The sequence below is a fragment of the Pseudomonas sp. MAG733B genome (assembly GCF_036884845.1).
Taxonomy (GTDB): Bacteria; Pseudomonadota; Gammaproteobacteria; order Pseudomonadales; family Pseudomonadaceae; genus Aquipseudomonas.
The window spans coordinates 5,119,081-5,141,750 of sequence record NZ_CP145732.1; the positions used below are offsets into that span (position 1 = coordinate 5,119,081).

At 60.7% G+C, this 22,670-nt stretch carries 20 protein-coding genes and 1 pseudogene; 7 read left to right on the plus strand and 14 right to left on the minus strand.

What is annotated here, in order from left to right; all coding sequences use genetic code 11:
• Positions 1-83: 83 nt before the first annotated feature.
• Positions 84-485: a hypothetical protein gene (locus V6Z53_RS23435; RefSeq protein WP_338582005.1), complete on the plus strand. Its 402-nt coding sequence runs from the start codon at positions 84-86 to the stop codon at positions 483-485.
• Between the two features lie 80 nt (positions 486-565).
• On the opposite strand, the gene V6Z53_RS23440 is transcribed toward V6Z53_RS23435, so the two are convergent.
• Positions 566-1,651 (minus strand): DUF1615 domain-containing protein, encoded by a 1,086-nt coding sequence (locus tag V6Z53_RS23440; protein ID WP_338582007.1) that lies wholly within the window; start codon positions 1,649-1,651, stop codon positions 566-568.
• A 270-nt stretch (positions 1,652-1,921) separates the two neighbouring features.
• Here V6Z53_RS23440 and V6Z53_RS23445 point away from each other — a divergent pair, with 270 nt between their 5' ends.
• Positions 1,922-4,126 carry a TonB-dependent siderophore receptor gene (locus tag V6Z53_RS23445; protein WP_338582009.1) on the plus strand — a complete coding sequence of 735 codons (2,205 nt, stop codon included), beginning with the start codon at positions 1,922-1,924 and terminating at the stop codon, positions 4,124-4,126.
• Between the two features lie 102 nt (positions 4,127-4,228).
• A complete protein-coding gene (locus tag V6Z53_RS23450; protein WP_338582011.1) occupies positions 4,229-5,764 on the plus strand; it encodes an FAD-dependent oxidoreductase in 1,536 nt (511 codons plus the stop codon).
• 123 nt (positions 5,765-5,887) lie between these two features.
• Here the strand turns inward: V6Z53_RS23450 and hemB are convergent, their stop codons facing one another.
• On the minus strand, positions 5,888-6,862 hold the full coding sequence (gene hemB / locus V6Z53_RS23455) for a porphobilinogen synthase (protein WP_338582013.1): 975 nt from the start codon (positions 6,860-6,862) through the stop codon (positions 5,888-5,890).
• Between the two features lie 72 nt (positions 6,863-6,934).
• A complete protein-coding gene (locus tag V6Z53_RS23460; protein ID WP_338582014.1) occupies positions 6,935-7,645 on the minus strand; it encodes a glutathione binding-like protein in 711 nt (236 codons plus the stop codon).
• Positions 7,646-8,012: 367 nt separating this feature from the next.
• On the opposite strand from V6Z53_RS23460, the gene V6Z53_RS23465 reads away from it, so the two are divergent.
• Positions 8,013-8,687 carry a histidine phosphatase family protein gene (locus tag V6Z53_RS23465; RefSeq protein WP_338582015.1) on the plus strand — a complete coding sequence of 225 codons (675 nt, stop codon included), beginning with the start codon at positions 8,013-8,015 and terminating at the stop codon, positions 8,685-8,687.
• A gap of 136 nt (positions 8,688-8,823) precedes the next feature.
• Here the strand turns inward: V6Z53_RS23465 and mnmH are convergent, their stop codons facing one another.
• The 5 genes from mnmH to V6Z53_RS23490 form a co-directional block, all read right to left on the minus strand.
• Positions 8,824-9,927, minus strand: a complete 1,104-nt coding sequence (gene mnmH / locus V6Z53_RS23470; RefSeq protein ID WP_338582017.1) for a tRNA 2-selenouridine(34) synthase MnmH — start codon at positions 9,925-9,927, stop codon at positions 8,824-8,826.
• Entirely contained in the window at positions 9,927-10,961 is a 1,035-nt protein-coding gene (selD, locus tag V6Z53_RS23475; RefSeq protein WP_338582018.1) for a selenide, water dikinase SelD, read from the minus strand. The genes mnmH and selD overlap by 1 nt, the downstream gene beginning before the upstream one ends.
• A gap of 60 nt (positions 10,962-11,021) precedes the next feature.
• On the minus strand, positions 11,022-11,978 hold the full coding sequence (locus V6Z53_RS23480) for a zinc-binding alcohol dehydrogenase family protein (RefSeq protein WP_338582019.1): 957 nt from the start codon (positions 11,976-11,978) through the stop codon (positions 11,022-11,024).
• Between the two features lie 30 nt (positions 11,979-12,008).
• On the minus strand, positions 12,009-12,182 hold the full coding sequence (locus tag V6Z53_RS23485; protein ID WP_192304656.1) for a DUF1427 family protein: 174 nt from the start codon (positions 12,180-12,182) through the stop codon (positions 12,009-12,011).
• A 258-nt stretch (positions 12,183-12,440) separates the two neighbouring features.
• The gene (locus V6Z53_RS23490; RefSeq protein WP_338582021.1) at positions 12,441-13,226 is read right to left on the minus strand and encodes a helix-turn-helix transcriptional regulator; all 786 of its coding nucleotides are present in this window, start codon (positions 13,224-13,226) and stop codon (positions 12,441-12,443) included.
• Positions 13,227-13,372: 146 nt separating this feature from the next.
• On the opposite strand from V6Z53_RS23490, the gene V6Z53_RS23495 reads away from it, so the two are divergent.
• Positions 13,373-13,600, plus strand: a complete 228-nt coding sequence (locus V6Z53_RS23495) for a DUF6555 family protein (protein WP_338582022.1) — start codon at positions 13,373-13,375, stop codon at positions 13,598-13,600.
• A gap of 74 nt (positions 13,601-13,674) precedes the next feature.
• Here the strand turns inward: V6Z53_RS23495 and V6Z53_RS23500 are convergent, their stop codons facing one another.
• The 3 genes from V6Z53_RS23500 to V6Z53_RS23510 all read right to left on the minus strand — a co-directional run bounded on the left by V6Z53_RS23500 (position 13,675) and on the right by V6Z53_RS23510 (position 15,738).
• Positions 13,675-13,833 (minus strand): metallothionein, encoded by a 159-nt coding sequence (locus V6Z53_RS23500; protein WP_338582023.1) that lies wholly within the window; start codon positions 13,831-13,833, stop codon positions 13,675-13,677.
• A 955-nt stretch (positions 13,834-14,788) separates the two neighbouring features.
• A complete protein-coding gene (locus tag V6Z53_RS23505) occupies positions 14,789-15,244 on the minus strand; it encodes a DMT family transporter (protein WP_338582024.1) in 456 nt (151 codons plus the stop codon).
• The gene (locus V6Z53_RS23510; protein WP_338582025.1) at positions 15,244-15,738 is read right to left on the minus strand and encodes a DMT family transporter; all 495 of its coding nucleotides are present in this window, start codon (positions 15,736-15,738) and stop codon (positions 15,244-15,246) included. Before V6Z53_RS23510 ends, V6Z53_RS23505 begins: the two co-directional genes overlap by 1 nt.
• A 111-nt stretch (positions 15,739-15,849) precedes the next feature.
• Between V6Z53_RS23510 and V6Z53_RS23515 the strand changes: the two genes are divergently transcribed.
• Positions 15,850-16,785 (plus strand): LysR family transcriptional regulator, encoded by a 936-nt coding sequence (locus V6Z53_RS23515; RefSeq protein WP_338582027.1) that lies wholly within the window; start codon positions 15,850-15,852, stop codon positions 16,783-16,785.
• 133 nt (positions 16,786-16,918) lie between these two features.
• Here V6Z53_RS23515 and V6Z53_RS23520 read toward each other — a convergent pair whose 3' ends face one another.
• The 3 genes and pseudogenes from V6Z53_RS23520 to V6Z53_RS23530 all read right to left on the minus strand — a co-directional run bounded on the left by V6Z53_RS23520 (position 16,919) and on the right by V6Z53_RS23530 (position 20,120).
• The gene (locus V6Z53_RS23520) at positions 16,919-18,601 is read right to left on the minus strand and encodes a methyl-accepting chemotaxis protein (protein WP_338582028.1); all 1,683 of its coding nucleotides are present in this window, start codon (positions 18,599-18,601) and stop codon (positions 16,919-16,921) included.
• A 97-nt stretch (positions 18,602-18,698) separates the two neighbouring features.
• Positions 18,699-18,776 (minus strand): annotated as a pseudogene (locus V6Z53_RS23525) (DUF4381 domain-containing protein); the annotation flags it as partial.
• Positions 18,777-18,803: 27 nt separating this feature from the next.
• On the minus strand, positions 18,804-20,120 hold the full coding sequence (locus V6Z53_RS23530; protein ID WP_338582030.1) for a Na+/H+ antiporter NhaC family protein: 1,317 nt from the start codon (positions 20,118-20,120) through the stop codon (positions 18,804-18,806).
• A 323-nt stretch (positions 20,121-20,443) separates the two neighbouring features.
• Here V6Z53_RS23530 and V6Z53_RS23535 point away from each other — a divergent pair, with 323 nt between their 5' ends.
• Positions 20,444-22,591 (plus strand): methyl-accepting chemotaxis protein, encoded by a 2,148-nt coding sequence (locus V6Z53_RS23535; protein WP_338582031.1) that lies wholly within the window; start codon positions 20,444-20,446, stop codon positions 22,589-22,591.
• The last annotated feature ends 79 nt before the right edge of the window (positions 22,592-22,670 follow it).

Sequence of the window (22,670 nt, forward strand, 5' to 3'; positions counted from 1 at the left end):
ATCACGTCAATGAAGTTCTCTTAAAAATTGCGCGGCGTAACATCAGCTCCATACCAACCCATTACACCCCGGAGCACACGATCATGAAACGCCAAACCATCATCAGCATCGCTTTCTCGATCTTCGCAGTTAACGCTTTCGCCGCAACTTCTGCTCAACCCGTAGTCGCTGAAGGCGGCGCGGATCGTCTGATCGAAAGCCGTGTGGCTGAAGGTGGTTCGGATCGTCTGATCCAGAATCGTGTGGCTGAAGGCGGTTCTGATCGCCTGATCGAAAACCGCGTCGCTGCCGATGGTTCGGATCGTTTGAAAGGTAACGAAGTGGCTGCTGATGGTTCTGATCGCCTGCAAGGCAACACCGTCGCCGCCGATGGTTCGGATCGTCTGCAAGGCAACACCGTCGCCGCCGATGGCTCGGATCGCCTGAAAGGCAATGAAGTTGCCGCCGATGGCTCTGATCGCCTGAAAGGCAACGCCGTCGCCTAAGCAAATCGCTTCACCGCAACACCCAACAAAAAGCCCGGCCTGATCAGCCGGGCTTTTTCATGCTTTTTTTCAGGTCTGTGTCAGCGCGCCATGCAGCGCTGGTAACGCTCATCGACCCGTTTGGCAAACCATGCCGTGGTGAGTTTGCGGGTGATTTTCGGGCTTTGCAGCACGATCCCCGGCAGTACCGCGCGGGGCAGTGGCCGCCCTTCAGCCTTTTCCGCCAATGCAAAGACGCGCTGATAGAGCTTGCTGTTCTCGAACGCCAGCGTGTTGCCCTCCTCCAGTTGATCCCTGATTGTCGGATTGCGCATGTCCAGTTGCTTGCCGAGGGTGCGCACCGCCAGTTCCGTGGTGCCGGGCATGATCGAACCGTAGCGAACGAGGTCGCCATCCAGCGCCAGAGGGATGCCCGAAGCCCGACTCACAGCATTCTGGAACGCGGCATTGCGGCTGGCGTACCAACCGGCGTTGAAATCGGCGAAGCGATACAACGGCTGCGGGTAATTCACCGGATAGCCGAGCAAATGGGCGATGCCGAAGTACATCCCGCCACGACGGGTAAAGACTTCACGGCGGATCGAACCGTCCACCGGGTAGGGATAATCCTTGGCCTGTTGCTCGGCAAACTCGATGCTGACCTGCATTGGCCCGCCGGTGTGCACCGGGTTGAAGCCTGCGAACAGCGTCTTGCCCATGGGCACCATGCCGATGAAATCATCGAAAATCGCGCTCAGCTCCTTCTCGCTGCGCGCCGCATTCAAGCGGTCGCTGTAGGTTTTGCCATTGGGCGAATTGACCCGCAGCGCGCCACTGACCAATAGACCGGGAATGTGCGCCGAGGCTGCCCGGCGGTCGATCTCGTCACGGGCGATCTTGCCCAGGCCGGGCACCGTGGGATCAACCTGAAAGGTCGACTCCTGCTCGGTGACGGCCAGTACCGCACAGAGGTTTTGCGTGGTCGGCGCGATGTTCTGCGCGGCAAACGCCGCATAGATATCCGTGGCCCAGCCCTGGCGGTCGACGGTTTTCGCCGGTAGCAGGCGCACGATTTCCGCCTTGACCTCGGCGGGTTTGCGCGCCGGTGGCTCCTGGGTCCGTTGACTGCTGCAACCGGCGAGCACCAACAACGCGGCGAGGCTCATGATCAATCGATGGGCGTGCATGTGGCTCCTGGTCATTCGATGCGCCGGGTCGACGATAAGGCCGATGGCATGGTGCTGGCTATGACCCTCGTGCAGCGCCGCTGTTCCTTGAGACTGACACAGACCTGAAGCCCATTCGCCTCCAAATCTTTACCTGCACACCGTAATGACAAACGGTTTTTGCAATACATTTGGGAACAACTACCATTTGTATCTGGAGTCGCATTTGCGCAAGGAGTACCCGCGCCGTTCCAACTTACCTATCGGCGGCGCGCCGCCCAGGACCGGACCATGACTTCTCCAGCCCTTCCCTGCGTTCCTTTTCGCCCGACCCTGCTCGCCCTGCTCTGCTCAATGTCCATGACAGCCTATGCGGCAACGCCCGAACCCACCGAAGGAAAACCGCTAGTGCTGGGCGATGTCAACGTCAACGCCGAAGCCCCGGTGCCACCGGATCTGCCTCCGGTGTATGCCGGGGGGCAAGTCGCACGGGGCGGGCAACTGGGCGTGCTGGGCAACCAGGACATCATGGACGTGCCCTTCAGCGTCACCGCCTACACCGAAGAACTGATCCGCGACCAGCAAGCCGAAAACGTCGGTGATGTACTGCTCAACGATTCGTCGGTACGCCAGGCCTCCGGGTTTTCCAACCAGGCGCAGACCTTCATGATCCGCGGCCTGCCGCTCAACGGCGACGATATTTCCTTCAATGGCCTGTACGGCATCCTGCCGCGGCAGATCATTTCCACCGATGCCCTGGAGCGCGTCGAAGTGTTCAAAGGCCCGAACGCTTTCATCAACGGCGTGACCCCGTCCGGCTCCGGCATCGGCGGCGGCGTCAACGTGCAACCCAAGCGCGCCGTCGATACGCCCTTGCGACGCTTCACCATGGACATCAGCGATGACGGCCGCATCGGCGAGCACATCGATGTCGGTCAGCGCTTTGGCGAAGACAACCGCTTCGGTGCGCGGATCAACCTGTCCCAGCGCGAAGGCGACACCGCCATCGACGATGAAAACCAGCGCTCCAAGCTGTTCGCCATCGGCCTGGACTACCGCGGTGATGCCCTGCGCATTTCCGGCGACTTCATCTATTCCAAGGAACGCATCAACGCTGGCCGCAGCTCGGTGAACCTGGGCAATACCACGCACATCCCGGATGCGCCATCGGCCGACACCAACTACGCGCAGAAGTGGGGCTTCAGCCAGATCGAAGACACCTTCGGCATGCTGCGCGCCGAATACGACCTGAACGAGAGCTGGACGGCCTATGTCGCTGCCGGCGCCAAGCACACTCGCGAGGTCGGCAACTACGACGGCACCACCCTGGTCGGTAACGATGGCAGCTCCACCACCTCCGGCTCGTTCATTCCCCATGACGAGGACAACACCAGCGCCATGGGTGGCCTGCGTGGCAGATTCGCCACCGGCCCGGTCACCCACCAACTCAACCTTGGCCTGGCGGGCGTCTGGACCCAACAGCGCAACGCCTTCGATTTTGACCTGACTCAATACCCGAACAACATTTATCACCCTGTAGACGTGCCGGCGCCCCAGCCTGGCTTCTCCGGCGGCGACTTGCACGATCCCGGCATCACCGGCAAAACCTTCGCCCGCAGTGGCGCGGCCTCCGACACCCTGGGCTTCATGGATGACCGGTTGCTGGTGACCGTCGGTGTGCGGCGTCAGCAACTGGTGGTGCAGAACTACGCTTATGGTTCCGGGCCGCGCACGTCCAACTACGACAAATCGATCACCACTCCGGTCTACGGCATCGTGTTCAAGCCGTGGGAACACGTGTCGTTCTACGCCAACCGCATCGAAGGCCTGGCCGAAGGTCCGATTGCGCCGACCACTGCCGGCTCGCGCGTGGTGGTCAACGGTAACGAAGCCTTTTCACCGGCCCGTTCCAAACAGATCGAAGCCGGCGTGAAAGTCGACATGGGAACCTATGGCGCCACTCTCGGTGTGTATCGCATCGAGCAACCGGCGGATGGCTACACCCAAGCCATCGATGCCACCACGGCAGAGTTCATTCACGACGGTGAGCAGGTAAACAAAGGTGTGGAGCTCAACGTGTTCGGCGAACCGCTTGAAGGCCTGCGCCTGCTCAGTGGCGTGACGGTCATGGACACCGAACTGAAAAAAACCCAGGACGGCCTCAACGACGGCAACCACGCCATCGGCGTACCGACCTTCCAGTTCAACGCCAGCGTCGATTGGGATGTCCCCGGCCTGCAAGGCGTCGCCCTCAACGGGCGGATGTTGCGCACCGGCGGTCAGTATGCCGACGCGGCGAACAACCTCAGCCTGCCGACCTGGAACCGCTTCGACGCTGGTGCGCGGTATGCCTTCAGGGTTCAGGAAAAAGACGTGACCTTGCGCTTCAACGTCGAGAACGTGGCCAACAAGGAGTACTGGGAATCGGCCCAGGGCGGCTTCCTGACCCAGGGTGAACCACGGACGGCGAAGTTGTCGGGCACGATCGACTTCTGATCGCTGAATGCATTGCCTGTCGATCATTTCCGTTTGGCGGCCAACCTGGCCGCCCCGCAAGGCTGGACCATACTTGCTGCACACGGAAAGGAGGACAGGCTCATGCAGCGTAGCGACGTGTTGATCATCGGCGCCGGGCCGACCGGGCTGGTACTGGCACTGTGGCTGAGCAAACTGGGAATCCGCGTGCGGATTCTCGATAAAACCTCGACACCCGGCACCACGTCCCGGGCGTTGGCCGTACAGGCGCGAACGCTGGAGTTGTATCGCCAGCTCGGCCTTGCCGACGCTATCGTGGAAAAAGGCCACCGCGTGGCGGCGGCCAATTTCTGGGTCAAGGGCAAGCCTGTGGTGCGCCTGCCGCTGAGCCGGGTCGGCGAAGGCCTCACGCCCTACGCGTTCCTCGAAATCTTCCCGCAGGATGAACACGAACGTCTGCTGATCGAACGCCTCGCCACCTTCGGCATTACTGTCGAGCGCGACACCGAGTTGCTCGGTTTCGAGGAAACCGGCGATGGCATCACCGCCACGTTGCGCCTGCCCGACGGCCAGCAGGAAACCTGTCAGACCTGTTATCTCGCCGGTTGCGACGGCGCTCGTTCAATCGTGCGCAAAACCCTCGACACCGGGTTTCCCGGTGGGACTTATCAGCAGATTTTCTATGTTGCCGATGTGCAGACCAGCGGACCGACGGCCAATGGCGAACTGCACCTGGATCTCGATGAAGCGGATTTCCTCGCCGTGTTCCCGTTGGACGGCCAAGGCCGTGCGCGCTTGATCGGCACGGTGCGCGACGAACGCGCCGAGCACGCCGAAACCCTGCGATTCGAAGACGTCAGCAGCCAGGCCATCGAGCACATGAAGGTGAAGATCGAGCAAGTGAACTGGTTCTCGACCTATCGCGTGCATCATCGGGTGGCGGATCACTTCCGCACCGGACGCGCGTTTCTACTGGGCGACGCGGCCCATGTGCATAGCCCCGCCGGCGGCCAGGGCATGAATACCGGCATTGGCGATGCGATCAACCTGGCCTGGAAGCTCGCGGCCGTATTGAGCGGCGGTGCCGAGGCCAAATTGCTCGCCACCTACGAAACCGAGCGCATCGCGTTTGCCCGCAAACTGGTGGCCACCACCGACCGGGTCTTCACGTTCGCCACCGCCGAAGGCCGCATCGCCGACCTGCTGCGCACGCGCTTGGCGCCGTTCCTGATTCCGAAAATGGCTTCGTTTGAAACCTCCCGCGAATTCCTCTTCCGCACGGTCTCGCAAATCACCCTGAATTACCGGGGCATGCCGTTGAGCACGGGTGTTGCCGGACACGTCCATGGCGGCGACCGCCTGCCTTGGGCGCACGATGGCGAGGGCGACAATTTCGAATCGTTGAAGTGTGCGGGCTGGCAGGTGCATGTGTATGGCGACACCAGTGACGAGATGATCGCCTGGTGCAACGAGCATCATTTGCCGCTGCATGTGTTCGACTGGCGACCGGCGTTTGAAACCGCGGGCCTGGGGCGCAACGGCTTTTACCTGTTGCGGCCCGATACCTATGTGGCGATTGCCGAGACGAGTTCCGATCCGAAGGTGATTGAGCGGTATTTCAGTCATCAGGGGATTCGGCCGTTTTTTGGCGCATCCTGAAAAACACCCCATCCCCCTGTGGGAGCCAGCCTGCTGGCGATGGCGGCAGCACATTTAGCATCTATGTGTCTGACACGCCGCAATCGCCAGCAGGCTGGCTCCCACAGTTTTTTTGTGGTGAGGTCAGATCCCCGCCAACGCCAGATCCATCGCAAAGTAGGTGAAAATCAAATCCGCCCCGGCCCGCTTGATTGCCCCGAGGCTCTCGCGCACCACACGGTCTTCATCGATGGCGCCAGCTTGCGCGGCGAACTTGATCATCGCGTACTCGCCGCTGACCTGATAAGCCGACAGCGGCAAACGCGAGGCTTCGCGGATGTCGCGGATGATGTCCAGGTACGCACCTGCCGGTTTGACCATCAGCGCATCGGCGCCTTCCTGTTCGTCCAGCAGCGATTCGCGCAGCGCCTCGCGGCGGTTCATCGGGTTCATCTGATAGCTTTTGCGATCACCCTTGAGCGCGCTGCCGCCGGCTTCGCGGAACGGGCCGTAAAGGGCCGAAGCGAATTTGGTCGAATAGGCCATGATCGCCGTCTGGGTAAACCCGGCCTGATCGAGCGCCCGACGAATCGCCTGGACCTGCCCGTCCATGGCCGCCGAAGGCGCAATCACATCAGCCCCGGCGCTGGCTGCCGCCACCGCTTGCTTGCCGAGGTTGATCAGGGTCTGATCGTTGTCGACTTCATGGTTGTGCAGCACGCCGCAATGGCCGTGATCGGTGTACTCGCAGAAGCAGGTGTCGGACATGACGATCATGTCCGGCACCGCATCCTTGGCGATGCGCGACATGCGCGAAACCAGACCATCCTCGCGCCAGGTATCGCTGCCATTACCGTCAAGATGATGGGACACGCCGAACGTCATCACCGACTTGATCCCGGCGCGGGCATAGCGCTCGATCTCGCCGGCCAGTTTCGACTCGGGAATGCGCATCACACCCGGCATGCTTTTGATCGGCACGAAGTCATCGATTTCTTCTTCGACGAAAATCGGCAGCACCAGGTCGTTCAGGCTGAATTCGGTTTCCTGGAACAGACTGCGCAGGCTCGCATTGCGGCGCAGACGGCGTGGACGTGCTTCGGGGAACTGGCTGGACATGGGCAATCCTGAAAATCGGGGGACAATATGTGTGGGAGCGAGCTTGCTCGCTCCCACAGGGTTTGCGGTGTATCAGTTGGTGATGGGGTTCGGGATTTCCAGCCCACGCTTCACCGCCGGCCGCGCCAGGAATTTCTCGAGTACGCGGGTGACGTTCGGGAAATTCTGGATGCCAACCAGATCACCGGCCTCATAGAAGCCGATCAGGTTGCGGATCCACGGGAACGTCGCGATATCGGCGATGGTGTAGCGTTCGCCCATGATCCAGTCACGCCCTTCCAGACGTTTATCGAGGACGCTGAGCAGGCGTCGGCTTTCCTCGACATAACGGTCACGCGGACGCTTGTCTTCGTAGTCCTTGCCGGCGAATTTGTTGAAGAAACCGAGCTGGCCGAACATCGGACCGATCCCGCCCATCTGGAACATCAGCCACTGGATGGTTTCGTAGCGAGTCGCGCCTTCCTTGGCCAGCAGTTGCCCGCTCTTGTCGGCCAGGTAAATCAGGATCGCCCCGGACTCGAACAGCGGCAACGGCTGACCATCCGGGCCGTGGGGATCGAGGATGGCCGGGATTTTGTTGTTGGGGTTCAACGACAGGAATTCCGGGGACATCTGGTCGTTGGTGTCGAAGCCAACGCGATGCGGCTCATAAGGCAGGCCGATTTCTTCGAGCATGATCGAGACCTTGACGCCGTTGGGGGTCGGCAAGGAGTACAGCTGAATCCACTCCGGATACTGGGCCGGCCATTTTTGAGTGATGGGGAACGCAGACAAATCGGTCATGGGTTGGATCCACGAGAAAATTGAGAATGCCGATGATAATGGAGATCACACGGATTGAGACCGTTAGCGCCATCAATAACGCTGATGGTCGAGATCAATGCAGATCACAGTGTGCTTTCAGGCCTTCAGTGTAGGGTGTCCATAAATCCGCAACATCCTGTCGATAACCTTCGCTGCAACTCGTTGAAGGTTACCGGTAGATTGCTGCGCTCTCGGCCGGAATCGAACCAATGGGCTTCAGAGGACTCTGAGCACTGCCCATTTGAAACGGACCGGCTCCACGACATGGAAAACACCCGACTCAGGAAAAGTCGCGGTGTAAAGGTTTGTCAGCCTTAACCCAATACGCTGAAGAACCCTTTTTTCCATGAAGAATTTTCTGAAACTCGCCAATCGCTTCAAACATCGCGCCTATATATTCCTGCCCGCCCTGCTGGCGGCCAGCGCGTTGTTCATGTTGCTTGAGTCCCGCGAAAGCCGCGCCCAAACGGTGGACGGCACTCAGACGCTGGTGTTCCTGCGCCACGCCGAAAAACCCGAGGGTGGCCTGGGCCAGCTCAACTGCCAGGGCCTGAACCGCGCAATCGATCTGGCGACCTTGCTTCCGGAAAAATTCGGCAAGGCCAACTACGTGTTTGCCGCCAACCCGACGCGCAACGTCGAGGAAGGTGAGCTGGACAATTCCTACAGCTACATCCGCCCATTGATGACCATCAGCCCCAGCGCGATCAAGCTCGGCCTGCCGGTGAACATCAAATATTCGGCCAACGACACCAGCGACCTGGCCGATGAACTGCTCCACGACAAGTACCACAACTCGGTGATCTACACCGCCTGGTCCCACGGCTATCTGCCGGAACTGATCAACAAGGTCGCCGGGGAAGCTGTCGGCAAGAAGCAGAAGATCACCGAAGATTGGGAATCCAGCGACTTCGATTCGCTGTATGTGCTGACGTTGACCTGGCACAACGGCAAGGCCAGCCTGCAAAGCCATGTCTACAAGCAGGGGCTGGATAATGGGCAGGAGACTTGCCCGACTTGAGTTTTGCAGTGTCTGGGCGGGCCTCATCGCTAGCAGGCTAGCTCCCACAGTAGTTTTCAGTGAACACAGAATTTGTGTCCGGCAAAAATCAAATGTGGGAGCTAGCCTGCTAGCGATGAGGCCGGCATGAGCACCCTCACCCTCGCTGACTCACCCGCTCCCGCAAGTACTCGATAACCGCCCCCCGCTCCCCCGCAAACTCGATCCGCGCACCCTTCTTCTCCCGCTGAAAAACATACATCGGGTCGTAATACTCAACCAGCAACCCTTCGATCCAGCCTCGGTGCAGATCCACCGCGCCGCTGCGCCCCTGCTCGGCCAACGCGTCTTCCATCAGGATCAACATCCGCCGGTGCCGCTCACCGCCCAAACGCTTCTGCACATTGTTCAAGCTCGCCAGCAAGCGCTCGGAAAACAGCGCATAGCCTTCCTCGCCATGCACAGCGATGAACTCGGCACACAAATCCACCACGTAATCGCGCAGGATCCGCTCGACCCGCCCTTGCAGGCTGTCTTCGAGCCAGACCATCGGAAACTGCTGCATGCCCTGAAACAGCTGCAATGGCAACGCGCAACTGCCGATCGCGCGGCTCTCGTCTTCCAATACGAATTGTTCGAGGCCGTGATTGCGCTTTTTCAGCAGATCCACGGCCAGACGATTCTCGAAATCGATATTCGACGGTTGGCCCGTGGCGCGTTTGCCGAAGCTTGAACCGCGATGATTGGCGTGACCTTCCAGGTCCAGCCCGTTGCTCAATTGCGTCAGCACTTCGGTTTTACCGGTGCCGGTCATGCCGCCCAATAAAACGAAATCGCACTGGGCGACGGCCTGGTCGACGGTGTCCAGCAGGAATGTACGCATGGCTTTGTAGCCGCCCCCGACGCGCGGGTAGTCAATGCCCGCCTCGTCCTTGAGCCAGCGCTGGACGATCTGCGAACGCAAACCGCCACGAAAGCAATACAAAAACCCATCGGGATGCGCCCGGGCGAAATCCGCCCATCCTTGGATGCGTTCGGCCTTGATGGCGCCGGAGACCAATTGATGACCCAGTTCGATGGCGGCCTGCTGACCGTGTTGCTTGTAGCAGGTGCCAATCCGCTGCCGCTCGTGATCGTTCATCAGCGGTAGGTTGATCACGCCGGGAAACGCGCCCTTGGTAAATTCAACCGGCGCACGGGCATCCATCATCGGCCGGTCGTTGAGGAAGATGTCGCGGTAATCGGTATAGTCGACAGGCATCAAGACACCTCGACCGCGTTGCTCTGTCGCTCAACCAGTTCGCCGATCGGCGCCAGGTCCAGGCCCAGCTCGGCGGCGACCTTGAGGAATTCAGCATTGCCCTCAGGAGTGACGGCGATCAACAGGCCACCGCTGGTCTGCGGATCGCACAGCACGCGCTTGTGCAATTCCTGCAGGCGCCCGAGTTTGCTGGCGTAGCTGTCGAAATTGCGCAAGGTGCCACCGGGAACGCAGCCTTGTTCGAGGTAATACTCGACGCCCGGCAAGCGTGGCACCCGGTCGTATTCGATACGCGCGGTCAGGTCGCTGCCATCGGCCATTTCCACCAGATGCCCTAGCAGGCCGAAACCGGTGACGTCGGTCATCGCGGTCACGCCCTCAAGCTTGCCGAAGCGGCTGCCGGGTTTGTTCAGGGTGCACATCCAGTCGCGTGCCAGGCCGATGTCGGCGTTGCGCAACTTGCCCTTCTTCTCGGCGGTGGTGAGGATGCCGATGCCCAGGGGTTTGGTCAGGTACAGCAGGCAACCGGCGGTGGCGGTGTCGTTGCGCTTCATGTGGCGCTTTTCCACAAGGCCGGTGACGGCCAGGCCGAAGATCGGCTCCGGCGCGTCGATGGAATGGCCGCCGGCCAGTGGAATACCCGCCTCGTCACACACCGAACGACCACCGCGAATCACTTCCCGGGCAATCTCCGGCGCCAGTACGTTAACCGGCCAGCCGAGGATCGCAATCGCCATCAACGGATCGCCGCCCATGGCGTAGATATCGCTGATGGCATTGGTGGCGGCAATGCGCCCGAAATCGAACGGATCGTCGACGATCGGCATGAAAAAGTCGGTGGTCGACACCACGCCACGCTCTTCATCGATGGAGTACACCGCCGCGTCATCGCGCGAGGCATTGCCGACCCACAGTTTCGGGTCCAGATTCTGCGCGCCGCTGCCGGCCAGAATCACTTCCAGCACCTGGGGGGAAATCTTGCAGCCACAGCCAGCGCCGTGGCTGTATTGGGTCAGGCGGATCGGCTCGCTCATCAGGGACTCCTCGCAAAATAATGCGAGGAGTTTATACCAACGCGATTTTGAAGGATCGACTTACGGCAACAGAATCACCTTGTCGCCACTGCCCTGATTCACTTCCGCATATCGCTCCAGCCCTTCAGCCAAAGGCGTTTCGAACAACCCCTGAGGCAACGGCAGCAAGTCCTGATCGAAGAACTTGCCGAACTGGTCGAGCATCGCCGCACAGGCTTGCACGCCATACAGCAACGAGTTGATCCCCACCACCGAACCGCCCTTGCGATACAACGCCAGCGCCGGCAACTGCACCATGCCATCGACTGGCGCGGCGATGATTGCAATGCGCCCGAATGGGGCCAAAGCCGCAACGGAGGCCGGCAGCCAGAAGCCGGTAGTGTCGAAGATCACATCGGCGCCACCGGTGAACACAGCATTGACTTGCGCGCCCAGATCCTCGGGTTTATCCAGTTGCAGCGTTTGATAACCCTGGGCCTGCAAGTCCTTGACCTGCTCCGGCCGGCGCGCCGCCGCCAGCAGCTTGGCGCCCCGCACCTTCGCCAGTGCCAGCGCGGCACTGCCCACCGCCCCACCACCGATCACCAGCAAGCGGGTTTCGGCGGTCACCAGGCTGCGTTCCAGCGCATCCCACGCCGTGGTGTAGGGCACGCCAAGGCTGGCGGCTTGAGCGAAGCTCAAATGCGTCGGTTTGAGGGCTACGCCATTGGCCGGCAGTTTGACGAACTGCGCGTGGGAGCCATCGGCGAAGAAACCCAATTCGCGACCCGTTCCCCAAACTTCTTGTCCTAGCAGCGCTTGCGGGCCTTGCACCACGACACCGGCAAAATCACGGCCGGGAATCCTCGGCAGCGTGGTGTACGGAAAGCGTCCCAAAACGTTCTTTACGTCGCTGGGATTAAGACCGGCGGCCTTGATCTCCACCAGGACTTCATCAGCACCGGCAACGGGCGTCGGCACGTCGACGTAGCGCAGGGCCGCGAGGTCGCCGGTTTTGTCGAACTGTAATGCTTTCATGAATGTATCCATCGAGTAGGCGAAGAGGTTTCAGGAAATCCAGCCAGCGACCAACTGCCGGCCCATCGGCCAGAGTTTTTCACCGGCGAGCATGCCCAACAGGCCTATCAGCGCAATGGCCGGTGGCGCGGGCGAACGAAAATCCAGGGCGCCGTAGAGCAGACCGACACCCAGACCGATAACCAATGAAATGAAGTAGCTCATGGCAGACTCCGTGGGCGATTGAGGTATGCCTGGAGTCTAGAGAGGGAGGGCCGCGAACACCGGCCAAGTGCTTCTGAATTTCGGCCAAAACACCAACGCCGAACACAACACAACTTTGTAGCAGCTGGCGAAGCCTGCGTCCGGCTGCGCAGCAGTCGTGAAATCAGGCAAAGCGGGGTGTCAGTCAGATCACGAACGCAGGTTTTACGACTGCTGCGCAGCCGAACGCAGCCTTCGGCTGCTGCTACAGGGTTTACGTCAGGGCTGGATTTGGGACTGCGTCGCTGAATACTGCGAAGGCGCCACGCCCAACGCCCGACGGAACATGTCGCTGAAACTGCTGGGCGAATAGCCCAGTTCCCGGGCAATCGCACTGACCGGCACACCCTGGATCAACTCCGCCGCCGCCATCGCCAGTTGCACCTGCCGCCGCCACTCGGCGAAACCCATGCCCAGCCCATCCTTAAACAACCGCGCGAGGGTACGAACGCTGGCACCGGCATTTTCGGCGTGTTGTTCAAAGGGAATATCCAGCGATGGCTGGGCCATGACCGCCTGACAGAGATTCATCAAACGCCGATCGGAATCGTCCGGCAACGGGATCTTCAGCAGCGAGCGCCTGGCCCGCTTGAGCTCCAGTAGCGCCAGGCCTACCAACGCTTCGTAATATTCGGGAGCACCGTCGTCGCCCTGCTCCACCAGACCAACGATCAACTCGCGCAACAACCCGCCCACCTCAATCACCTGCACGCTGTCATCCAGCGTCGCGGCCAGGGATGGGCGCAGATAGATATTGCGCATTTGCAGGTCCGACACCACGCGAATCCCGTGGGGCACACCCGGCGGCAACCACACGGCGCGTTGCGGCGGCACAACCAGCGCTTCTTGCGGCGTCTCGACCCACATCACCCCGCTCATCGCGTACAGCAACTGCCCCCAGACATGCTCATGCGGCTCGATGAACAACCCGCGCGGGTAGGTCCGCGCCAGCGGTTGCACCGGCACATCGGTATCACTCAAATCGGGCGGGGCGGCAAGGGCCATGGTCAATGATCATTGGGTTGGGGGGACATACCATGGTAACGAGGCGACGCCGATGCCGCCAGCAACGGCAACCGCCTGACAATCCGACTGAATTTTCCCGGTGGCCCGCGATCCTTCTAAGTACAACAGGGAGGAAGTAGGGCTTTATGAACAACGCAAAACTTTTCGTCATTGAATACACCCTTCACGGCGCCCCCAAGTCGTTCATTATCCGTCTGGAAAAAATGGACAACGCCGAGGCCTGGCATTGGGCGAGCTGCGACGCAGGGATCGGAAGAATCCCGCGCTTTGGCCGTGAAAAGGTGCAAAAGACCAGCAAGCCGATGGCAGAAAAATTCGGCGTGGAAAATGTCAAATGGCGGCCGGCCAACTGACAGCGAACACGCGGAAAAGCTTGAAACCGGATGTGGAGCCCGACCAGGCTCCACATTCCTTTGTGCGATGCTTTTCAGTGAGCGCACTTGCAGCCTTGATGGCTGCACTCTTCACCGTGTTCGTGATGCTTGGCGCAGGCTTCACAGCAATAGTGCTTGCCGTGCCGCACGATCGGATGCTCGCCAAGATTGCAGTTGCATTTCGGACAGTCACATTTACGGTCATCGGACATGGAGCTGACTCCTTTTGTGGTGGTCGTCGGGGGTTGGGTTGATGGCCCGTTTTACCAGTGTAGGAGTTGGTGAAGGGACAGTTGGAAGAGATTTGGTGGTTTGGAGGACGCCATCGCTGGCAAGCCAGCTCCCACAGTGAGCGGGGATATCTGCAAGATTTTGGTCGGCTGCCAGGCCGCCATCGCCAGCAGGCTGGCTCCCACAGTTGGATTGGGTGTATCTGAAAGGGATTGGTTGGCTGTGAGGACGCCATCGCTGGCAAGCCAGCTCCCACAGTGAGCGGGGATATCTGCAAGATTTTGGTCGGCTGCCAGGCCGCCATCGCCAGCAGGCTGGCTCCCACAGTTGGATTGGGTGTTCTGAAAGGGATTGGTTGGCTGTGAGGACGCCATCGCTGGCAAGCCATGCTCCTACAGTGAGTGGGGATATCTGCAAGATTTTGGTCGGCTGCCAGGCCGCCATCGCCAGCAGGCTGGCTCCCACAGTTGGATTAGGTGTATCTGAAAGGGATTGGTTGGCTGTGAGGACGCCATCGCTGGCAAGCCAGCTCCCACAATGGTTTGGGGTGCACTTATGCTCTTCACCACTCCACAGGCCGAGCGTTAGCTCGCCTGCCGCTCTTGATCTTGATCCACCCGCCCCATCGGCAGGCTGAGTGGAGGCGTTTATCCGGGGGTGGGCGCGTAGCGCCGTGCGGCGAAGCCGCACACATCGAGAGGAGGTCGTCGCGAAGCAGACCGGAGGCGATGCCCCCGGATGAATGCCGGAGCGAAGGAACCCCGAGCCCTAGCGAGGGGCCGTACGTAAGGGGCGAGCGTTTTTTTTGCTTACTTTTTTGAGGCGTTTGTCAAAAAAGTGAGTCGCCGTAAGGGCGAAACCCTAAGCCGCCGTTACCGCAGCAACGGATATGTACACAAAACCCCAGGAGCCTGGTCGGCCCAGAGGCCGCCAAGGTCAAACCGCACACCGACTACTGCGATACATGAACACAAGCGCCAACCCCAAAAGCACCATCGCCAACACCCGACTCCCCGACAACTCGATAGCCGGATTCCCCAACCAGCCAAAATTATCGATCAACATCCCCATCCCCAACTGCCCGACAATCACCGCCACCGTCGCCACCGCAGTCCCGACCCGCGGCACCGCGCCGACCATCACCATCATGTAGACCACCCCAAACAGCGCCCCGCCGAGCTGCCACTTCGGCACCTCCAGCAGGCTCACCGCATGGGTAGGCTCGAAAAACACAATCAGCAACCCGGTCAACACCGCGCCCACCACGAAGGTCAGCAAACTGCTGCGCAACACACCGACCGTCTCGCCCAAACGCCCATTAATCGCCGCTTGCACACTCAAAACCGCACCAGCCGCCACGACCACCGCCAACAAAATAATCAGATTCATCATTACCCCCGAGCAATCAGAACAAGCGCCGCGACAATCAGCAGCAAGGCCAGCCAGCGTTCAGCGTTGACCTTTTTACGGGTGGCGCCGAACCAGCCGAAATGGTCGATCAGCACACTCTTGCCGACCTGCCCGGAAAGAATCGCGATCATGGTCATCGCAATACCGATGTGCGGCGTCGCCAACGTCAGCACCACCACATAGACCGGCCCGAGAAAACCGCCGATCAATTGCCAGCGCGGCAGCTCGCTCAAGGCCGGTCCCTTTTGCGGGCCGCTGAGCAGCAACAGGAAAAACAGGATCGCCGAGCCGACGCCGAAAATGCTCAAGGTCGCCCACAAGTGCCCGACCTGAACGCCCAACGGTCCGAGCAAACCAGCCTCCACGGACAGGCCCATGCCGGCCAGAATCACCAGCGGCAGCAGCAACAGCCGCAACCCCGGCTGCGTGACGGGCGTCGCTACTGCACCAACGTTGTCGAGAGAGGAAGACTGCATAAGAAAACACCGTTAAAGGAAATATGGCGCGCATTATCGGTTGGCGTTGCTGTGCGATAAATGGGAGCATCCAGACAACACTTTTGCGTAACTCGCACAGCAGGAATCACCATGCACGGCCTCAACGAACTGGGATTCAAGGCACTTCGGCTGTTTGTCGCGGTGCTCGACCATGGCAGTTTTTCCGAAGTCGCGCGCCGTGAGGGCCTGGCGCCCTCTTCGATTTCCCGACAAATCCAGTTGATGGAGCAGGCCCTCAGCCAGCAATTGCTCTACCGTCACACCCGTGCCGTGACGCCCACCGAGGCCGGGCGAGTGCTCGGCGATCACGCGCGACTAGTGCTGGTGCAACTGGAGGAAGCCGAACAGGCGTTGCAAGAACAACAGAGCGAACCGAGCGGACTGGTGCGGATCAACGCGCCAGTGGTGTTCGGCGAGCGGCATCTGACGCCGTGGCTGGGGCAGTTGTGCGCGCGCTATCCGAAGCTGCAACTGGATATCCAGCAAACCGACAGCTACGTCGCACCGTTGCAGGAAGGTGCGGATCTACTGTTTCGCATCGGCCCGCTGCACGACTCCAGCATGCAGGCGCGGGTTCTGGCGCCCCAGCGTTTTCAGGTCGCGGCAAGTCCCGCTTACCTGGAACGCCACGGCACGCCGCAGCATCCTGACGACCTCGCCAAACATCAGTGCCTGGCCTACAAAGGCGTGTCCGGGCTGCAACGCTGGTTTTTTCGCAAGGGCCAGCAACAGTGGACGCCGTACTCGGTGAAAGGGCCGATCACCGGCAACCACGCCGACACCCTGACGCAAGCCGCCGAACAGGGCTTGGGGCTGGTGATGTTTCCGTCATGGTTGATCGGTGAAGCGGTGCGCAACGGCAGGCTGGTGCCGGTGCTGAGGAACTATCAGGTGTCTAACAGCCTGGAACCGCAGCAGATCGCCGTGCTCTGGCCGGGCAGCCGACGCTTGTCGGTGAAGGTCAGGACGGTGATTGATTACTTTGTTGAGTGTTTTGGCGAGGTGCCGTATTGGGATAGGTCATAACCCCTCGGCCGGAAACTGCGCTTCTGTGGCGAGGGAGCTTGCTCCCGCTGGGCTGCGTAGCAGCCCCAAAAAAGCAGTGAGCGCTGCGCACTCAAGCGCGAGCAAGCTCGCTCGCCACAAAAAGCTTTGCCAGTCAGATCCGGAACTGTCCGACCAGACTGCCCAACCGCTGCCCAAGATCCGCGAGACTGCGGGAGGTTTGCGCACCGAGCTGGGTTTCGCCGGCAACGTTGTCCACCGCCACCGCAATCTGATGCACGCTGCGGTTGATCTCTTCAGCCACGGCGGTTTGCTCTTCGGCGGCGCTGGCGATCTGCGCGTTCATCGAATTGATGGTGGCGATCAACTGCGCCATGGTGTCGAGCGAGGCGCCCGCCTCGTTGGCCTGCGCGGACGTGCCGTCGCCGGCCTCGCTGGAGCGGCGCATGGCTTCCACCGCCGATTGGGTGCCGGCCTGCAAGCGATCGATCATGCCCTGGATTTCCTGGGTGCTGATTTGCGTACGACTGGCCAGCGCCCGCACCTCATCAGCGACCACCGCAAACCCGCGTCCGGCCTCACCGGCGCGAGCGGCTTCGATGGCGGCGTTGAGCGCCAGCAAATTGGTCTGCTCGGCAATCGAGCGGATCACCCCAAGCACGCTGACGATCGACGACACGTCTTTTTGCAGACTGTCGAGCGATACACCGCTGCTGCGAATGTCGTCCACCAAAGCATGAATCTTGACGATGCTGCCGGCCACCACACGCTTGGCGGCCTGGCCTTCTTCATCGGTCTGCTGGGCAGCCACCGCCGCGTTTTGCGCACTCTTGGCCACTTCCTGGGCGGCGGCGGACATTTCGTTGATCGCCGTGGCGACCTGATCGGTTTCGTGACGCTGACGCTCCATGGCCTTGTCCGAACGATGGGCCTGGTCGGACACCTGAGTCACCAGCCCGGTCAGTTGCGAAGTCATTTCGGTGATCTGGCGCACCAGGCCATGAATCTTGTCGACGAAACGGTTGAACGAGCCGGCCAGTTCGCCCAGTTCATCCTGGCTGGTGATGGTCAGGCGACGGGTCAGATCGCCCTCGCCTGCCGCGATGTCGTCAAGGTTGGCTTTCATCAGGTTCAGCGGACGCAGAATGGTGTTGGCCAACAGCATCCCCGCCGCAGCGATCAGCAACAGCACCACCCCGGCTACGCCAACGATGCTCAGCACCACGCCTTGCATGCGCTCCTGAACCTTGGCCTCGACCACCGCGACTTGCGCTTCGATGCCGTCGAGGTTGACCGACGTACCCACCGCCATGTCCCACTTCGGCAAGTATTCGGTGTAACCGAGCTTGGGCACCAGCACTTGGCTATTGCCCGGCAGCGGCGAGCTGTATTGCAGGTAATGCGTACCTTCCTTGGCGACTTTCACCAGATCGCGGTTGACGTAGACACCATTCGGGTCGCGGTTGTCCTTGAAGCTCTTGCCCACGCCTTCCGGGTCTTTGGCCTTGAACAGGCGCACAGTGTTGGAGTCGTAGCCGAAGAAGTAGCCGTCCTTGCCGTAGCTGATGCTCGATAGCAACTTGATCGCCTGGGCCCGTGCGGCGTCGTCGCCTTGAGCGGCAGCGTCGTACAGCGGCTTGATGGTGGTCATGGCCACGGCAACATAGCTTTGCAGGGTCGCCTTGGCATCGCTGAGCAGGCGCTCACGGGTTTCCTCGACTTCATGGCGGGCCTGGCCTTGCAGGATAAACAACGTGGTCAGGCTGATGACCAGCGCGAAGAGCAACACCGGCAGGACGGCAAGGGACAGGACTTTAGCCTTCAGGCTCATGCGCATGACGTTCACTCTTTTGATTTTGTTGGCGTGGGTAAAGGCTTTAACGGCACGCCGGGTCAAAAGTTGAACGCGATAATCGGAGGACACTGCAGATCCCCTGTGGGAGCGGGCTTGCTCGCGAAGAGGGCGTGTCAGTCACTATAAATGTTGCCTGACACACCGCTTTCGCGAGCAAGCCCGCTCCCACAGGGTAAGCGGTGTTTTACAGGACCATCGCAGCCACCCAGCCGAACACCAGCAGCGGCAGGTTGTAGTGCAGGAAGGTCGGGACCACGGTGTCCCAGATGTGGTGATGCTGGCCGTCGATGTTCAGGCCGGAGGTCGGGCCGAGGGTCGAATCGGAGGCCGGTGAACCCGCGTCGCCCAAGGCGCCGGCGGTGCCAACGATGCACACGATCGCCAATGGACTGAAACCCAGTTGCACGCACAGCGGCACGAAGATCGCCGCCAGGATCGGCACGGTGGAGAACGACGAACCGATGCCCATGGTCACCAGCAAACCTACCAGCAACATCAACAAGGCGCCGACGCCCTTGCTGTGATCGATGTAAGCCGCCGACGATTCGACCAGCGTTTGCACCTCACCGGTAGCCTTCATCACTTCGGCAAACCCGGACGCGGCGATCATGATGAAGCCGATCATCGCCATCATCTTCATGCCTTCGGTGAACAGGTCGTCGGTCTCACGCCATTTGACGATGCCCGACACCGAGAAAATCAGGAACCCGGCCAACGCACCGATAATCATCGAGTCCAGCAGCAACTGAATGATGAACGCCGCCGCAATCGCCACACCCGCCACCAGCAGGCTCATCGGGTTGTATTGCACCGCGACCTGTTCGACTTGCTCGATCTTTGTCAGATCGTAAACGCGTTTCTTGCGGTAGCTGACAAACGCGATCAGCAGGCCCGCGACCATGCCCAGCGCCGGAATGCCCATGGCGTGGGTGACATTGATGCCGCTGATGTCCACGCCGCTGCGCGCAACGTTGGCCAGCAGGATTTCATTGAGGAAGATGTTGCCGAAACCCACCGGCAGGAACATGTACGGGGTGATCAGGCCGAAGGTGATGACACAGGCGATCAACCGGCGATCCAGTTGCAACTTGGTCAGTACATAAAGAAGCGGCGGCACCAGCAAGGGAATGAAGGCGATATGTATCGGCAAGATGTTCTGCGAGGCGATGGCCACCACCCACAGCAGGCCGATCAACAGCCACTTGACCTCGCCACCGCCCGTGGCGTGCTGGCGATCGACCATTGCCAGGGCCTTGTCGGCCAAGGCATGGGCCATGCCCGACTTGGCAATCGCCACCGCGAAAGCACCGAGCAACGCGTAGGACAACGCCACCGTCGCCCCGCCGCCGAGGCCACTGTTGAAGGCTTTCAGCGTCGCTTCGATCCCCAGGCCACCGGTCAAACCACCCACCAGCGCACCAACGATCAGCGCGATCACCACATGCACGCGGGACAGGCTGAGTATCAGCATGATGCCGACCGCGGCAATTACTGCATTCATTGTCGTTCTCCAGACAAGCGAAAAGAGTCCAGCCGGGCGTCTGCATCAGCCGCCAGCGGGTTGAAGAATGGGTCTTATTAGAAGGGCGCGCACTTTGCCGGACCGCTGCCGCCTTGTCAAAGCCAACACCTGCCCACGTAGGAGCTGCCGAAGGCTGCGATCTCTTGATCTTCAACGCCGCTGAGGACGTAAAAATCAAAAGATCGCAGCCTTCGGCAGCTCCTACAGAGGACACTCCGTTATTCGACGGGAGGGATAAAGAAAGCTCTTTTGCAGCCGTTACAGTGCAAAGTCTCAGATATTTATCGAATAAGGACGTCTCCATGTCGCTCAGACAACTTTCCATCCAATGGAAAATCACCCTGCTGGCCGGGCTGTGCCTGGCGGGCATCGTGACCTTGCTGGTAGGTCTTTCGCTGTATCGCATGGAGCACAGCTCCGAGCTGGTGAAAGCCTCGAGCATGGAGATGCTGAATGAAGCGGCGCAAGCGCGGATCGAGTCCCAGGGCGAAAACCAGGCGCTGGTCATTCGCCAGCAATTCATGGACGCCTATCAATATGGCCACGGCTTTTCGCGTCAGGTGCTGTTCCTGCGCGACCAGGCCGAGAAGCGCTTTCTCGATGCCTTCGACCTGCGCGAAGACCTGACTCGTCAGGTCAAATCGGCGCTGCAAGCCAATCCGGAATTGCTCGGGTTGTCGTTGGTGTTCGAACCCAACGGGCTGGACGGCAAGGACGAACTGTTCGCCGATCAGAGCGAAGTCGGCAGTAACGAGAAGGGTCGCTTTGCCTTGTACTGGTCGCAACCGACGCCGGGCAAGCTGACCTCCATGCCCTTGCCGGAAAGCGACATGGCCAACACCCGCACCGGCCCCAGCGGCGAGGCGGCCAACGCCTGGTTCACCTGCCCGCGCACCAGCCTCAAGCCCTGCGTGATCGAGCCCTACTTCTATGTAATCGACGGTCACAACGTGCTGATGACCAGCATCGTTTTCCCGCTGATGGTCAACGGCAAGGTCATCGCTTCGCTGTCGGTGGATATCAACCTCAACAGCCTGCAAACGCTCAGCCAGAGCGCGAGCAAGAAACTTTATGACGGCCAAACCAGCGTCAGCATCGTCAGCCCGGCCGATTTGCTGGCCGGTTACAGCGCGGATGCGAGCAAGCTCAGCCAGCGCCTGGAAACCGTGGACAAGACCAGCGGCGCCGAGCTGATGCGCCTGCTCGCCACCAGCAGCACGACCAGCAGCCTGCACAGCGACCAACAACTGAAAGTGCTGGCGCCATTCCAGCCGATTCCGGGCGGCAAAGCCTGGGGCGTGTTGCTCGACGTACCGGAGAAAGTGCTGGTCGGCCCTGCCGAAACGCTGAAAAAACAACTGGATGACAGCAACACCGCCGGCACCCTGACCGAACTCGGCCTGGGCGTGCTGGCCGCACTGATCGGCCTGTTGCTGGTGTGGCTGATGGCGCGCAGCGTGACCAAACCGATCCTCGGCGTGGCGCACATGCTCGAAGACATCGCCAGCGGCGAAGGCGATCTGACCCGACGCCTGGCCTATGACAAACAGGATGAGCTGGGGCAGTTGGCCGGCTGGTTCAACCGTTTCCTCGACAAGCTGCAACCGATCATTGCCGAAGTGAAACGCTCGGTGCAGGACGCCCGCAGCACCGCGGACCAGTCATCCGCCATCGCCACCCAGACCAGCGCCGGCATGGAACAGCAGTACCGTCAGGTGGATCAGGTCGCCACCGCGTCCCACGAAATGAGCGCCACCGCCCAGGACGTCGCCCGCAGCGCGGCACAAGCGGCACAGGCTGCGAAGGATGCTGACCAAGCGACCCGCCGGGGCCTGTCTGTGATTGACCGCACGACCACCAGCATCGACAACCTCGCCGCCGACATGAGCGCGGCCATGGTTCAGGTCGAAGGCCTGGCGGCCAACAGCGAGAAAATCGGTTCGGTGCTGGAAGTGATCCGCGCCATCGCCGAACAGACCAACCTGTTGGCGCTCAACGCGGCGATCGAAGCGGCCCGTGCCGGTGAGGCCGGGCGTGGTTTTGCGGTGGTCGCCGATGAAGTACGCAACCTGGCGCGACGCACCCAGGAGTCGGTCGAAGAAACCCGCCTGGTGATCGAACAACTGCAAAGCGGCACTCAGGATGTGGTGGGTTCGATGGGCAACAGCCATCGGCAGGCCCAGGGCAGCGTCGAACAGGTTGGGCAGGCCGTGACGGCGCTGCGACAGATCGGCGACGCGGTGACTGTGATCAGCGACATGAACCTGCAAATCGCCAGCGCCGCCGAAGAGCAAAGCGCGGTGGCCGAGGAAATCAACAACAACGTCGCGACCATTCGCGACGTGACCGAATCGCTGTCGGGGCAGGCCAATGAATCGGCGCGGGTGAGCCAGTCGCTGAACTGCCTGGCCAATCATCAGCAGGGCTTGATGGATCAGTTCCGGGTTTAATTCCCACTGATCCCCTGTGGGAGCCAGCCTGCTGGCGATGGCTGTGACACATTCAGTATCAATGTGTCTGATACACCGC